Source organism: Mesorhizobium qingshengii (assembly GCF_027563465.1).
Classification (GTDB): Bacteria; Pseudomonadota; Alphaproteobacteria; order Rhizobiales; family Rhizobiaceae; genus Mesorhizobium; species Mesorhizobium qingshengii_A.
The window spans coordinates 414,003-427,509 of record NZ_JAPFQA010000002.1 but is presented as its reverse complement, the minus strand read 5'-3'; the positions used below and the strand labels follow the sequence as shown (position 1 = coordinate 427,509).

At 65.1% G+C, this 13,507-nt stretch carries 13 protein-coding genes; 7 read left to right on the top strand and 6 right to left on the bottom strand.

Annotation, left to right across the window (positions count from 1 at the left end):
• The first annotated feature begins 153 nt into the window (after positions 1-153).
• The 5 genes from OOJ09_RS06620 to OOJ09_RS06600 all read left to right on the top strand — a co-directional run bounded on the left by OOJ09_RS06620 (position 154) and on the right by OOJ09_RS06600 (position 4,573).
• A complete protein-coding gene (locus tag OOJ09_RS06620) occupies positions 154-921 on the top strand; it encodes an SDR family NAD(P)-dependent oxidoreductase (RefSeq protein WP_091576199.1) in 768 nt (255 codons plus the stop codon).
• The gene (locus tag OOJ09_RS06615; RefSeq protein ID WP_269904418.1) at positions 918-1,871 is read left to right on the top strand and encodes a 2-dehydro-3-deoxygalactonokinase; all 954 of its coding nucleotides are present in this window, start codon (positions 918-920) and stop codon (positions 1,869-1,871) included. The genes OOJ09_RS06620 and OOJ09_RS06615 overlap by 4 nt, the downstream gene beginning before the upstream one ends.
• Entirely contained in the window at positions 1,868-2,509 is a 642-nt protein-coding gene (locus OOJ09_RS06610) for a 2-dehydro-3-deoxy-6-phosphogalactonate aldolase (protein WP_269904417.1), read from the top strand. Before OOJ09_RS06615 ends, OOJ09_RS06610 begins: the two co-directional genes overlap by 4 nt.
• Positions 2,506-3,387 (top strand): SMP-30/gluconolactonase/LRE family protein, encoded by an 882-nt coding sequence (locus OOJ09_RS06605; RefSeq protein ID WP_269904416.1) that lies wholly within the window; start codon positions 2,506-2,508, stop codon positions 3,385-3,387. Before OOJ09_RS06610 ends, OOJ09_RS06605 begins: the two co-directional genes overlap by 4 nt.
• A 127-nt stretch (positions 3,388-3,514) precedes the next feature.
• A complete protein-coding gene (locus tag OOJ09_RS06600) occupies positions 3,515-4,573 on the top strand; it encodes a D-alanine:D-lactate ligase-like protein (protein ID WP_269904415.1) in 1,059 nt (352 codons plus the stop codon).
• Here the strand turns inward: OOJ09_RS06600 and OOJ09_RS06595 are convergent.
• The 6 genes from OOJ09_RS06595 to dnaK all read right to left on the bottom strand — a co-directional run bounded on the left by OOJ09_RS06595 (position 4,570) and on the right by dnaK (position 10,344).
• A complete protein-coding gene (locus tag OOJ09_RS06595) occupies positions 4,570-4,857 on the bottom strand; it encodes a DUF1330 domain-containing protein (protein ID WP_256754171.1) in 288 nt (95 codons plus the stop codon). The two genes, OOJ09_RS06600 and OOJ09_RS06595, sit on opposite strands and share 4 nt — an antisense overlap.
• 28 nt (positions 4,858-4,885) lie before the next feature.
• Positions 4,886-5,575, bottom strand: a complete 690-nt coding sequence (gene pyrF, locus OOJ09_RS06590; protein WP_269904414.1) for an orotidine-5'-phosphate decarboxylase — start codon at positions 5,573-5,575, stop codon at positions 4,886-4,888.
• The gene (locus OOJ09_RS06585) at positions 5,572-6,168 is read right to left on the bottom strand and encodes an NADPH-dependent FMN reductase (RefSeq protein ID WP_269904413.1); all 597 of its coding nucleotides are present in this window, start codon (positions 6,166-6,168) and stop codon (positions 5,572-5,574) included. The genes pyrF and OOJ09_RS06585 overlap by 4 nt, the downstream gene beginning before the upstream one ends.
• 148 nt (positions 6,169-6,316) lie before the next feature.
• Positions 6,317-6,922: a phospholipid N-methyltransferase PmtA gene (gene pmtA / locus OOJ09_RS06580; RefSeq protein WP_269904412.1), complete on the bottom strand. Its 606-nt coding sequence runs from the start codon at positions 6,920-6,922 to the stop codon at positions 6,317-6,319.
• A 162-nt stretch (positions 6,923-7,084) separates the two neighbouring features.
• Positions 7,085-8,215: a molecular chaperone DnaJ gene (gene dnaJ, locus OOJ09_RS06575; RefSeq protein ID WP_023765366.1), complete on the bottom strand. Its 1,131-nt coding sequence runs from the start codon at positions 8,213-8,215 to the stop codon at positions 7,085-7,087.
• 212 nt (positions 8,216-8,427) lie between these two features.
• Positions 8,428-10,344: a molecular chaperone DnaK gene (gene dnaK, locus OOJ09_RS06570; RefSeq protein WP_269904411.1), complete on the bottom strand. Its 1,917-nt coding sequence runs from the start codon at positions 10,342-10,344 to the stop codon at positions 8,428-8,430.
• 243 nt (positions 10,345-10,587) lie between these two features.
• Between dnaK and OOJ09_RS06565 the strand changes: the two genes are divergently transcribed.
• Both OOJ09_RS06565 and OOJ09_RS06560 read left to right on the top strand, forming a co-directional pair.
• Positions 10,588-11,109: a MarR family winged helix-turn-helix transcriptional regulator gene (locus tag OOJ09_RS06565; protein WP_269904410.1), complete on the top strand. Its 522-nt coding sequence runs from the start codon at positions 10,588-10,590 to the stop codon at positions 11,107-11,109.
• A 156-nt stretch (positions 11,110-11,265) separates the two neighbouring features.
• Positions 11,266-13,503, top strand: coding sequence for a hypothetical protein (locus tag OOJ09_RS06560; protein WP_269904409.1), 2,238 nt, complete (start codon positions 11,266-11,268; stop codon positions 13,501-13,503).
• The last annotated feature ends 4 nt before the right edge of the window (positions 13,504-13,507 follow it).

Below are 13,507 nucleotides of genomic sequence, written 5' to 3'. Positions count from 1 at the left end.
ACGACGGGTCTGGCTAGGATGCGCGCCGGTCCGATTACAGCGCCGCGCGTCCTTCAGGACGCGCAAAGGACGGTGTAGCACTTTGTATTGCGCATGATCCCTTTCTGAAAATCGGTCCGATTTTGGGGGGCATGCGCTGGGAGAGATGAGATCATGATGCCATCGGCGCATTTTGCCGACCTCAAGGAAGCCTCGGTGCTGATCACTGGCGGCGGCTCCGGAATTGGCGCGGCACTGACCGAGGGTTTTGTGCGCCAGGGCGCCAATGTCGCCTTCATCGACATCGCCGATGGCCCAAGCACGGCCCTTGCCGACCGCATCGAAAAAGAGTTCGGCCGCCGGCCGCTCTATCTCAAGACCGACCTGCGCGATGTCGCGGCCCTGCGGGCGTCCGCGGCCAGGGCGGCTGAGGCGCATGGCGATGTCACCGTGCTGATCAACAATGCCGCGTGGGACGAACGCCACGCCGTCGAAGACGTGACGGTCGAATTCTGGGACAACAACCAGGCGATCAATCTGCGGCCGCACTTCTTCACCGCGCAAGCGGTGGCGCCGGGCATGAAGCGGGCTGGCGGCGGCTCGATCATCAATTTCACCTCGACATCCTACCTCATCAACCACCCCGACATGCCGGCCTACACCGCCGCCAAGGCCGGTATCCTTGGCCTGACCAAGGGACTGGCGGGCAAGCTCGGCGTGGACGGCATTCGCGTCAACGCCATCGCGCCCGGCTGGGTGATCACCGAGCGGCAGAAGGAGCTCTGGGTGACCGAACAGGCGCTTGCCGCCCACGTCGCCAAGCAGTGCATCAAGCAGGTGATGCAGCCGGACGACATCGTCGGCACCGTGCTGTTCCTGGCCTCGGATGCCTCGCGCATGCTGACCGCACAGATGCTGATCGTCGATGGAGGTTTTCTGTGAGCCCAGCCAGCAACGCGCCGGCGGTAGCCGCCGTCGACTGGGGCACGACCCGCATGCGGGTCTGGCTGATCGACAAGGACGGCAAGGTCCTTGCCGAGCGCCGTGGCGACGATGGTCTGATCACCGCGCAGCAGAAAGGCTTTTCGGCCCTTCTCGAAGGACATCTGGCGGCAATGGGGGCACCCGATGCGCTGCCCGTCATCATCTGCGGCATGGCCGGTTCCCGCCAGGGCTGGCTGGAGGCGCCTTATGTCAGCGTGCCGTCACCGATCGGCGCCATCCTCGGTGGCGCTGCCCGTGTGCCCGGCCAGAGCCGCGACATCCGTATCGTGCCGGGCCTCGCCCAGCGTCTGGCCGATGCCCCCGACGTCATGCGCGGCGAGGAAACGCAGCTTGCCGGCGCCGGCCTGCCGGCCAAGGGACGCCAGCTGGTCTGCATGCCCGGCACCCATTCGAAATGGGTGCTGGTCGAGGACGGCGCCGTTGCCGGTTTCGGCACCTGGCCGACCGGCGAGCTGTTCTCGGTGCTTGCCGCGCACTCCATCCTGCGCCATTCGCTTGGCGAACATCCGAAGCCGGTCACTGCGGACAATCCGTTCTTCCGCCGCTGGTGCGAAACCGCATTGGCGGAAGGCGGCGATGTCACCTCGAAGCTGTTCTCCATCCGCGCCGCCGGGCTGCTCCAGGATTTGAGGCCCGACGATGCGGCTGCCTGCCTGTCGGGCCTGTTGATCGGTGGCGAGATCGCCTCGGCAAACCGCCGCTATGACGCAGGCGCGGTGCCCGTCGTGCTGATTGCTTCCGGCTCGCTGGCGACGCTCTACGGTGAGGCACTTGGCCTTGCCGGACTCGGTGTGCGCACCGTCGACGCCGACGAGGCGGTGCGTGCCGGGCTCGTCGAAGCCGCGCGCGAAAACGGCATGATTGCCAGAATTGGAGTTGCCCGATGAGCCAGACCGCAGCTTTTCCAAAGCTCAAGCGCGGACTGGTCGCCATCCTGCGCGGCCTCAAGCCGGCCGAGGCGATCGCCATGGGCCAGGCGCTGTTCGACGCCGGCATCGAGGCGATCGAGGTGCCGTTGAATTCGCCCGAGCCTTTTGTCTCGATCGCGAGCATTGTCGAGGCGCTTCCAGGGACAGCGTTGGTCGGCGCCGGCACGGTGCTGACACCGGCCGATGTCGATGGCTTGCACAAGGCCGGCGGGCGGCTCTTGGTCAGCCCCAACATCGATGCCGAAGTGATGGCGCGTGCGATGCAATACGGCATGGTGACGATGCCCGGCGTGTTCACGCCGACCGAGGCCTTCCAGGCGATCCGGCTTGGCGCCTCGGCGCTGAAATTCTTCCCGGCGAGCGTGCTCGGCGCGGCAGGCATTTCCGCGATCCGGGCGGTGCTGCCGGCGCACACATTGGTCGGCGCGGTCGGCGGCGTTTCGGAAAAGGACTTTGCCGGCTACAAGGCGGTGGGCGTGACGGTCTTCGGCCTCGGCTCCAGCCTGTTCAAGCCGGGCATGAGCGTCGACGAGGTGGCCGCGCGGGCCCGAGCGGCGGTGACAGCCTGGGATGCGGTGTTCGGAGAAGCACGATGAGCGAAGCGATCGTTTCCGTTTTTTCTGACCACGTTTGCCAGCTCGGCGAAGGGCCAAGCTACGACCCCGCCACCGATACGCTCTACTGGTTCGACATCGTCAACGGCCAGCTTCTCGAAAAAGCCGTGGCGGGCGGCGCGCTGAAGATTCACGAGCTCGGCCAGATGGCGAGCGCCATCGCCATTATCGATGAGCAGCGCCAGCTGATCGCCACCGAGACTGGCCTCCATGTCCGCGATGTCGTTACCGGCAAGCTGACGCTGCACACGCCGATCGAGGCCGACAATCCGCTCACCCGTTCCAACGATTCCCGTGTCCATCCTTGCGGCGCCCTGTGGACCGGCACGATGGGCAAGAAAGAGGAAAAGGGCGCCGGTTCCATCTACTGGTTTTTCAAGGGCGAGCTGCGCCGCCTGTTTTCGGACATCACCGTCTCGAATTCGATCTGTTTCTCCGGGGATGGCGCGCTCGCCTACTACACCGACACTTCGACCGGGCTGTTGATGCGCGTCGCCTGCGATCCGGCCACCGGCCTGCCTGCCGGCGAACCGGACGTGTTCGTCGATCACCGTTCGTCCAAGGGCTATGTCGACGGATCGGTCGTCGACCGTGACGGCGTGCTGTGGAACGCCGTCTGGGGCGGCAAGGTGGTCAAGGCCTACGCCCCTGACGGCACGTTGCTGCGCTCGGTCGCCATGCCGGTGACGCAGCCATCCTGCCCGGCCTTCGTCGGCAAGAACGCCGATCGGCTGGCGGTCACTTCCGCCTGGTCGGGCAAGGACGAGAAGCAGCGCCAGCTCGACCCGCAGGCGGGCATGACCTTTCTGCTCGACATCCCCGTCAACGGCCGCTTCGAGCCACGCGTGCTGATCGCCTGAGCGGGCGATCGGCGTCCTCGATTTCCGCTGCTGTCACGCAGGCGTCTGGCCTGGGTCGGTTTCGCGAAAGCCGTTGGCGTCGGCCGTGCGATGGTGGGTGATCATAGCGCCGGGAATCGTTCGTTTCATGTCGAGCCGCAAGCCAAAACTGATCCTTGTCCATGAGCCGGAGAAGGCCTGCTTCGACCGCCTCGTCGCGGAAGGCCATGCGCCGGAGCGCGCCGCCGAAATCGCCTCCTACCTGGCGCAGTCGACCGACCTTGCGCGCGAGTTCGACGCGCTTGCCGCCGCTTGCCTGGCCCGCGGCCTGTCTTTTACGCCTGTCGCGCTCGACGATGCCGCAGCGGCGCTCGCCGGCGAGAATCCCGGCGCCACGATGGTCTGGACGCTGACCGACGGCGTCGCCTATTTCCGTGGCGGCGCAGCACCCGCCTTGGCGAGACTGGGCGGCTTCAAGACGATTGGCGCCGACGATTCGCTGTTCGCGCTCTGCCAGGACAAGTTCCGCTCCGGCGCCGTGCTTGGCGCGCTCGGCCTGCCGGTGCCGCCGGCCGGTTTGGCGCGGAACGGCGAATGGCTGGTCGAGCCACCGGCATCTGCCGCCGGCTGGTTCGTCAAGCCCAACCGGCTTGGCGCCAAGATCGGCATCTGGCCGGATTCGCGCACCAGTGATCTCGGCCACGCATTGGAGCTCAGCCGCCGGGTGTTTTCGGCCTATCGCGATGATGTCGTCGTCCAGCCTTATGTCGCCGGCCGCAATGTGCGCGCGAGTTTTCTTGGCCTGACAGCGGAAGTCAGCGTCGAAGCGCTTGGCATCACGTTTGTCGATTCCGGCGGCGATTTCCAGACCATGGCGGACAGCCTCGCGCTCTATGGTGAAACCGGCGAAGCGGCGAAGGCGGCTGGACATTATGCCGAACCGGAACTCGTCCCGGTCGCCGACGGCCAGCCGATCGCCGACGCCAGGATCCGTGCGATCGCCGAGCGGCTGATGAAGGGGCTCGGCCTGCGCGACGTGTTCTCCATCGATCTCAGGGTCGAGGCCGACAACACCGTCCACCTCATCGAGTTCGAGGTCTGCCCCGGCCTGCCTTGCTTCGATTTCCGCGCCTATTGCCGCCAGCAATGGGGCCTGGGCCTTGCCGACGCCATGGCAGAAACCACCGCGAACCGGCTCTTCGCCTAGACTCCCTCGACCAGCACGATCTCGCCGTCGGCGACCTTCTGGCGGATGGCGACGGCGCGCTGATACTCCGGCGAGTGATAGCAGTCGTGCGCCGCGGCGAGCGACGGAAACTCGATGATGACGTTGCGGGCGCGGCCAGGCCCCTCGGCCTTTTCATGCGCGCCGCCGCGCGCCAGGAATTTGGCATCGAAGCGGTCGAAGGCGAGCTTCGCGGCGGCGACATAGTCCTTGTAGCCTTCGGCGTCGCGCACATCGACGCGGGCGATCCAGTATCCCTTGGGCATGGTTTTCTCCGAGTTTGTTCCTGGGAAATCAGGCCGAGCGCATTTCATCGAGGATGGCTTCGGCCGCTTCGCGTCTGTTGGCGGCAGCGACGATCGGTCGGCCGACGACGAGGTGGCTGGAGCCGTTGCGGATCGCTTGAGCCGGCGTCACCACGCGCTTCTGGTCGCCATGGTCGCTGCCTGTGGGCCGTATGCCCGGCGTCACCACCGCCATGTCGGGCCCGGCGATCCGGCGCACCGCTTCCGCTTCCTCGGCCGAGCAGACGATGCCGCCCATGCCGGCGTGCAGCGCCTGTTCCGAGCGCCGCAGCACCAGCGTATGCGGGTCGTATTCATAGCCCGCGTCGATCACGTCCTGCTCGTCCATCGAGGTCAGCACGCTGACGGCAAGCAGGCAAAGGTCGCTGCCGCGCGCCGCGTCCACCGCCGCCCGCATCGCCTTCGGGTAGGCGTGGATGGTCAGCATGGTCATGCCCATCTTGACGATGTTCTCGACGCCCTTGGCCACCGTGTGGTCGATGTCGAGCAGCTTCATGTCGAGGAACACTTTTGTCCCGCCGCTGGCCAGCTCCCTGGCGAAGTCCAACCCGCCGGCGAAAGCCAGCTGATAGCCGATCTTGTAGAAGGAGACGACGCCGTCGAGCTCGCGCACCGCCGTCTCGGCTTCCTTCACGGTTGGCACGTCGAGACCGACGATCAGCCGATCCCTCATGGTCATGCCTCGATCCGGGTGGACAGCATGCGCGAGGTTTCGATCAGCGTGCGGCATAGGTGCTCCATCGATTTGTGCAGTCTTTCGTCGCGGAAATTGCCGTCCTCGTCGAAGGCGTTGCCGCCTTCGGGCACCGAGCATTCCGGCGTTACCACCTCCATCTGGCAACGCACCAGCACGGCGCGCAGATGGCTGATGCAGCGGATACCGGCAAAGTGCCCGTTGGAAGACGAGCAGAGGCCGGCCACCTTGCCAGCAAGCGGCCTGACCGGCCGGCCGCCATCCTTGCGCACCCGGCTCACCCAGTCGATCGTGTTCTTGAGCAGTGGCGGGATGGAGCCGTTATATTCCGGCGTCGCGATCATCACGCCGTCATGGGCGGCAATCAGCCGGCCAAGTTTGATGGCGTTTTCTGGGACGCCTTTTTCCTTTTCGAGGTCCTCATCGAGGATCGGCAGGGGGTAGTCGGAAAGCGAGATGCGGGTGACCTCGGCGCCCTGCATGGCAAGCTCCTTTTGCGCCACGTCGGCGGTCCTGCCGCTGTAGGCGCCGCTGCGCACAGAACCGGCGAAGACGAGGATTTTCGGGATCACGGCCATTGGCCCCCCTTGTTCCCGGACAGGTACAGCCAAGACCCGCCCAATTCAACGCGCCAGCCCAAAAAACGAAGCCGATTTTGGGGGAGCACGATGCGCAGGTTCAAAGTGTTGGAGCCTTGCTTTGTGGGTCCAGGGAAGGCGGGGCGTCCTAATGCGCCCCGCGCCGGTAGATCCACAACTGCGTCGGCGGGATATTGCGGATGACGAAATGGAAATGCTCGACCGTATAGTCGCCGCGGCCGGGTGGTATCGGCGACATCGGGCCATAGGTCAGCTGCACGATCGGCCGGCCGGCCGGGATGCGGTCAAGCAGGCTCTCGATATAGGCGATGCGCTGGGCGACCGGAAAGTTGAGCAGCGGCACGCCGGAAACGACGGAATCGAAGATCATGCCGCTCTTGTCGCCAAGCGTGGCGTCGAGGTTGAAGGCATCGCCCTCGATGACGTTGACGGCGGGATAGAGCCGCCGCAGGTGGCGCACGAAATCCGTGTTGTATTCGACCGCGTAGAGGCTTTCGGGGCGCACGCCCTGGGCCAGGATGGCGCGGGTGATGACGCCGGTGCCGGGACCGACCTCGAGCACGGGCAGGCCGGATTTCGGATCGACGATCGAGGCCATCTTGCGGGCGGTGATCGAACTGGTCGGCACGATCGAGCCGACCGTCTTCGGCTTGTCGATCCAGCCCTTGAAGAATTTGAGCTCGTCGTCGAACTTTTCGGCAAGCGCCTTCCGCAGTCCGGGACCACGTGTCATGCAAGCTCTCCTCAGCGCTCCCCGCAAGCTACTTAGCACCTGGGTGACGCAAGGCAAGGCGCGGCCATGCCGATGTCGTGGATAAGATAATTTTCGTCGCGTCCCAAAGAGCGACACGCCTTGCCGATTCGTGCGGCTCGCCCTGGCGTCTTGCCCTCTGCATCAACGCTCGCCGAAGGATTCGAAGAAATCCTTCATGCGGGCGAAAAAGCCGCTCGATTGCGGCGAATTGTCCTGCGAGGAGAGCTGTTCGAACTCCTCCAGCAGTTCGCGCTGGCGGCGGGAAAGGTTCTGCGGCGTCTCGACCGCGGTCTGGATGTAGAGGTCGCCGACATTGGGCTGCCGCAGCACCGGCATGCCCTTGCCCTTGAGGCGGAACTGGCGTCCGTTCTGGGTGCCTTCCGGCACCTTCACCTTGGTCTGGGTGCCGTCCAGTGTCGTCACCTCGAAGGAACCGCCAAGGGCAGCCGTCGTCATCGAGATCGGCACCTTGCAGTAGAGATCGGCGCCGTCGCGCTGGAAGAACTCATGCGGCTTGACCGCCAGGAAGATATAGAGGTCGCCCGATGGTCCGCCGCGCAGGCCGGCCTCGCCCTCGTTGGCAAGGCGGATGCGGGTGCCGTCCTCGATGCCGGCCGGAATGTTGACCGACAGCGAACGCTCCTCGGTGACGCGGCCCTGGCCGGCGCATTTCGGGCATGGGTCCTTGATGGTCTGGCCGCGCCCCTGGCATTGCGGGCAGGTGCGCTCGATCGAGAAGAAGCCCTGCGTGGCGCGCACCTTGCCGTGGCCGTTGCACATCGAGCAGGTCACCGGCTGGGTGCCGGGCTTGGCGCCGCTGCCCGAGCATTCCGAGCACGAGATCGAGGCCGGCACGCGGATCTGCGCGGTCTTTCCCGCGAAGGCTTCCTCCAGCGAGATTTCCATATTGTAGCGCAGGTCGGCGCCGCGCTCGCGGCCGCCCGACGAGCGGCGCTGGCGTCCGCCCATCATGTCGCCGAAGATGTCCTCGAAGATGTCGGCAAAGCCACCGGCGCCAAACCCCTGCGCGCCGCCATTCATGCCGCCCTGCTCGAACGCCGCGTGACCGAAGCGGTCATATGCCGCGCGCTTCTGCGGGTCCTTCAGCGTCTCGTAGGCTTCGTTGATTTCCTTGAACTTGTGCTCGCAGGAATGATCGCCGGGATTGCGATCGGGATGGAACTGCATGGCGAGCTTGCGGAAAGCGCTCTTCAGCTCCTTCTCGTCGGCGCCCTTTTGCACGCCCAGCGTCTCGTAGAAATCAGCTTTCATCTTTTCCCGCTGTCCGGATGCTCAACGTCTTGAAGCATTGTTGCGTCTTTTGCCGGCATTGCCGTTCCGATTTAGGTGCGATGGAAGCGGGATGCCAGTGTCGCCCCGGCTTTGCCCGCATTTTTTCGGCCAGCGCCGCTCTTTTTCTGCAAGGGGTTGCAAAAAAGCCCGGCTTTGCGCCGGGCTTTTCGCTTCGCCTGCCGTCAAACGGCTCAGGCGGACTTCTTCTTGTCGTCGTCTTCGTCGATTTCCTCGAAGTCGGCGTCGACGACGTCACTGTCCTTGGCGGCGTCCGCCTTGGCGTCGGCTTCCGCCGTTTCCTTCTGCGAGGCCTCGTACATGGCCTGGCCGAGTTTCATCGAAGCTTCGGCGAGCACCTGCGACTTGGCCTCGATCTCGGCCGCGTCGTCGCCCTCGGCCGCAGTCCTCAGCGCCGAAATCGCGTCGGCAATCGCCGTGCGGTCGGCTTCCGAGACCTTGTCGCCATATTCCTTCAGCGACTTCTCCGAGGAATGCAGCAACGCTTCGGCCTGGTTGCGGGCCTCGACCAGCGCACGCCGCTTCTTGTCGCTCTCGGCGTTGGCTTCGGCGTCCTTGACCATCTTCTCGATGTCGGCGTCCGAAAGACCACCCGATGCCTGGATGCGGATCTGGTGCTCCTTGCCGGTGCCCTTGTCCTTGGCCGAGACGTTGACGATGCCGTTGGCGTCGATGTCAAAGGTGACCTCGATCTGCGGCACGCCGCGCGGGGCCGGCGGAATGCCGACCAGGTCGAACTGGCCGAGCGCCTTGTTGTCGGCGGCCATCTCGCGCTCACCCTGGAAGACCCGGATGGTCACGGCCGACTGCGAATCCTCGGCCGTCGAGAACACCTGGCTCTTCTTGGTCGGGATCGTCGTGTTGCGCTCGATCAGCCGCGTGAACACGCCGCCCAGCGTCTCGATGCCGAGCGACAGCGGCGTCACGTCGAGCAAAAGCACGTCCTTGACGTCGCCCTGCAGCACGCCGGCCTGGATGGCGGCGCCGAGTGCGACGACCTCATCCGGGTTGACGCCCTTGTGCGGCTCCTTGCCGAAGAACTGCTTTACGATCTCCTGGATCTTGGGCATGCGGGTCATGCCGCCGACCAGGACGACCTCGTCGATCTCGCCGGCCTTCAGGCCGGCATCCTTGAGCGCCGCCTTGCAAGGCTCGATGGTGCGCTGAACGAGATCCTCGACCAGGCTTTCGAATTTGGCGCGGGTCAGCTTCAGCGTCAGGTGCTTGGGCCCGGTCGCGTCGGCGGTGATGAAGGGCAGGTTGATCTCGGTCTGCGTCGTCGACGACAGCTCGATCTTGGCCTTTTCAGCCGCCTCCTTGAGGCGCTGCAGGGCGAGCTTGTCGTTCTTCAGGTCGATGCCCTGTTCCTTCTTGAACTCGGCCGCCAGATATTCGACCAGGCGCATGTCGAAATCCTCGCCGCCGAGGAAGGTGTCGCCATTGGTCGACTTCACCTCGAACACGCCGTCGCCGATCTCGAGCACCGAAATGTCGAACGTGCCGCCGCCAAGGTCATAGACGGCGATGGTCTTGCCATCCTTCTTGTCGAGGCCGTAGGCGAGCGCTGCCGCCGTCGGCTCGTTGATGATGCGCAGCACTTCCAGGCCGGCGATCTTGCCGGCGTCCTTGGTCGCCTGGCGCTGGGCGTCGTTGAAATAGGCTGGAACGGTGATGACCGCCTTCTCGACCTTCTCGCCGAGATAGGCTTCCGCCGTTTCCTTCATCTTCTGCAGGATCATGGCCGAGATCTGGCTGGGCGACTGCTTCTTGCCGCCGGCCTCGACCCAGGCATCGCCGTTGTCGCCCTTGACGATCTTGTAGGGGACAAGCTTCTTGTCCTTCTCCGTCACCGGATCGTCATAGCGGCGGCCGATCAGGCGCTTGACCGCGAAGATGGTGTTTTCAGGATTGGTGACCGCCTGGCGCTTGGCCGGCTGGCCGACCAGACGTTCGCCGTCGCCGCTGATGGCGACGATGGAGGGCGTCGTGCGCGCGCCTTCCGCATTCTCGATCACCTTCGGCTCCTTGCCATCCATGATGGCGATACAGGAGTTGGTGGTGCCCAGATCGATACCGATTACTTTTGCCATTTTTCTAGTCTCTCCGCTAAGCAGGCTCTCAGGACCCGTACAGGCGTTCCGATGAAAGCCCCTGTTCACAAGAAATTCCGTTCCGGCTACCGGCGTTCCGGCGCCGAACGGCTTGGCGCGTATATAAGAACAGGCGGTGCCGCGCGCAAGCATTCTGCGCAAGGCGTCCACCATCCTTGCTGGCTGGCGGGAAACGGCCTAACTATGCATCATGCATAGGATTGCCGCCGGCGGAATATGGTGATGACCAGAGATCTGGAAAAGCTGCGCCTGGAAAACATCCTTGGCGCCATGAGCCTCGCTCTCGTCGACAAGATGGAGAAGGCGTTCGGCACGGAGACCGGTCTCGGCCCGAGTGCCGTCGCCGCGGTAATCCAGATCGGCTCGAACCCCGGCCTGTCGATCGAGACGCTCCGGCGCTTCATCGCCTTGACGCATTCCGCCACCGTCAGGCTGGTCGATCACCTGGTCGAACAAGGGCTGGTGCTGCGCGGCGAAGGGACCGAGGGCGACCGCAGGTCGAAGGCGCTGCGCCTCACCGACAAGGGCGACGACGTCTTCGGGCGCAATCTGGCGGCACGGCGCGGCGTCATCGAGCGCGCCGTTGGCGCGCTCAATCCCGAGGAAACGCTCAGCCTGGGCCAGCTGGTCGAAAAACTTCTGCCGGCGCTGGTCGACATGGGCGACGACCAGAATGTCGTCTGCCGGGTCTGCGACGAAGCCGCCTGCGTGCGCGAGCGCTGTCCGATCAGCCATATGGCCTGAGTCCGCCCACAGCTTTCATCACGACAGGTTTCACCGCCGCTACAACAAGTGTCCCTGTGGTCGTCCGGGCCCGCTCGACCGTTGCCCGGAACACCGTGCCGGAGCCTCATCGGTGAACCTTTCCACCTCCGCCTGCGACTGACATCCAGGCGCCGCATGGTGCGGCCCGGAAAGGAAGCCCCCATGACCAGAAACCCAGAGGCTCTGCGGTCTCCGGGAACAACAGGAGCTCGGCGCGACCACCGCCTTCGGGACGGGGTCGATGCGCTGGGCTTTCCGCTGATTCCGTTGACCCTGCGTAAGAGCAGGCGTATCGTGACTGTGAGGAAAGCAGACAATTCGATCAGGGAAGAACGAGCCGGAACGCCGCGCCTTGCCCTGATTTGCGCGGCAACGCCGGACGTTTCTCCCGTAGACTACGGGGGGAGTTTCATGTCTCGCGTCCGCGGCTCGTTCGTGTCTTCTCTCAACGGCCGTTTGCGCCGTGCCGTGCATGCCGGTGGCGGATTGTTGGCACTGGCGCTCGCTGTCGGCCTGTGGCTGGGCGGCACCGCCCAGGCGCAGGAGACCCAGATCATCTATCCCGGCTCGATGGCGTTGACCGGATTTTCCGGCACCGTCATTCCCAACTTCGACCAGGGCCTGCCGCCCGGCGTCGATCCGGTCGACGAGACCTTCATCGACACGACGCGCGCCACCTTGCGCGTCTTCGACGTCTCGCATCTTGGCGGGCCGGCCGCCGGCCAGCTCGTCTTCACGCCGCCGCCCTTCGAGGTGACGGCCGGCCAGATCGGCCAGGTGTTCGGCGTCACCTATGACGACGGCGTGCGCGACGGCGTCCCGTCCGGCGTTCCCAATCTCTATGCCGGCGCCACCTCGCTGCACGGCATCCGCATCGTCACGCCGGACGCCGACAACGACGGAAGGCCGGAGCGGCAGCGCCGCGGCACGGCCGGCGCCACCTTCATGGACGGCCAGTTCGGCACCGAAAACGGTGGCGGGCCGGGCACCATCTGGAAGATCGACGGCATCACCGGCCAGGTCTCCAGGTTCGCCGACATCGACGCCAACAGCGGTCCGGGCATCGGCAATCTCACCTTCGACGCCACCCATCGCCAGTTCTTCGCGTCCGACCTCGACACCGGCCTGATCCATCGCATCGACGCCAACGGCAAGCTGATCGACACTTTCGACCATGGCGTTGCCGGGCGCCCGGCGCATGGGCTGGCTCCGGTCGCCGATGATGGCGCGGTGATGGACATCCAGGGCGCGGCCTTCGATAGCGAAGACCCCGACAGCTGGGGCTACACGCAGGACGAACGCCGCGTCTGGGCGGTCTCCTATCATGGCGGCCGGCTCTACTATTCGGTCGGCGAAAAGTCGGAAATCTGGTCGGTGGGCATCGCCCGCGACGGCACCTTTGCCGGCGACCCGCGCTGGGAACTGACGGTCAAGGCCGACAAGGATTACGCCGTCACCGACATCGCCTTCGACAACAGCGGCTTCATGTATCTGGCCCAGCGCGGCCCGGTCGAGAACCGCTACGACTACAGCCAGTTCGCCGATTCCGGCAAGGGCGAGGTCATCCGCTACTGGCGCGAAAATCCGGACGATCCGGCGACGGAATCGGTCTGGGTGGAAGTGCCGCAGGAATATGCCGTCGGCTTCCCGCAGGGCAACCGGCAGTCGGCCGGCGGTCTCGACCTGCAATATGGCTATGACGCGGAGGGCAATCTCGACACCTCGGTCTGTACCCAGACGCTGGTCAACACCGGCGACAAGCTGCGCGACAATCCTGCGCTTGCCGAACAGCTCGCCGCCGGCGGGCCGCTCGCCGTGCATGGCGTGCAGATCACGCCCAGGGAGCTGGTCAAGCCGGCCAACGTGCCGCCCTTCGGCTCCTGGTTCGTCGACTTCGACGGCTATTTCGAAGACCCCGAGGTCGAGGGCCATGTCGGCGACGTTGCCGTCTGGCATCCTTGCGAGGGCCGTGCCGGCTACTATGAAGAAATCCCGGGCGGCTACCTGCCACCCTTCTACCCGCCGGACTTCCCACCGCCCGGCAACCTGCCTCCGTGTCTCGATGTTGAAGACGTCCAGTATTACTGCACGCCTTCGGGCCTCGAGGCCGATCTCTATCTCCATGACCATGCCGGCTTCGGCGGCGATTCGATCAAAGCCCAGTCCAGGACGCCAGGCGTCGGGGTGACCACCCCGCAGTCGCATGCGCCCGGCACGCCTTACACGATCGGCATCACCGGCCACGATCCGGGCGACACAGTCGACGTTGGACTCTGCTTCTACAGGAAGTCCGACAAGGACAAGGGTGGCTACTACCCTTGCTGCAAGATGACTTTGCCGCTCAGAACCCCAGCCGTCAGCTGCGAACGTTGAGGAG

Bases quoted from the DNA above. Each gene is read 5' to 3' on its own strand.
- OOJ09_RS06595 (WP_256754171.1), bottom strand. From the start codon at position 4,857: ATGCCCAAGGGATACTGGATCGCCCGCGTCGATGTGCGCGACGCCGAA.
- dnaK (WP_269904411.1), bottom strand. From the start codon at position 10,344: ATGGCAAAAGTAATCGGTATCGATCTGGGCACCACCAACTCCTGTATC.
- dnaJ (WP_023765366.1), bottom strand. From the start codon at position 8,215: ATGAAAGCTGATTTCTACGAGACGCTGGGCGTGCAAAAGGGCGCCGAC.
- OOJ09_RS06600 (WP_269904415.1), top strand. From the start codon at position 3,515: ATGTCGAGCCGCAAGCCAAAACTGATCCTTGTCCATGAGCCGGAGAAG.
- OOJ09_RS06560 (WP_269904409.1), top strand. From the start codon at position 11,266: ATGGTGCGGCCCGGAAAGGAAGCCCCCATGACCAGAAACCCAGAGGCT.
- pyrF (WP_269904414.1), bottom strand. From the start codon at position 5,575: ATGACCATGAGGGATCGGCTGATCGTCGGTCTCGACGTGCCAACCGTG.
- OOJ09_RS06565 (WP_269904410.1), top strand. From the start codon at position 10,588: ATGACCAGAGATCTGGAAAAGCTGCGCCTGGAAAACATCCTTGGCGCC.
- OOJ09_RS06605 (WP_269904416.1), top strand. From the start codon at position 2,506: ATGAGCGAAGCGATCGTTTCCGTTTTTTCTGACCACGTTTGCCAGCTC.
- OOJ09_RS06620 (WP_091576199.1), top strand. From the start codon at position 154: ATGATGCCATCGGCGCATTTTGCCGACCTCAAGGAAGCCTCGGTGCTG.
- OOJ09_RS06585 (WP_269904413.1), bottom strand. From the start codon at position 6,168: ATGGCCGTGATCCCGAAAATCCTCGTCTTCGCCGGTTCTGTGCGCAGC.
- pmtA (WP_269904412.1), bottom strand. From the start codon at position 6,922: ATGACACGTGGTCCCGGACTGCGGAAGGCGCTTGCCGAAAAGTTCGAC.
- OOJ09_RS06610 (WP_269904417.1), top strand. From the start codon at position 1,868: ATGAGCCAGACCGCAGCTTTTCCAAAGCTCAAGCGCGGACTGGTCGCC.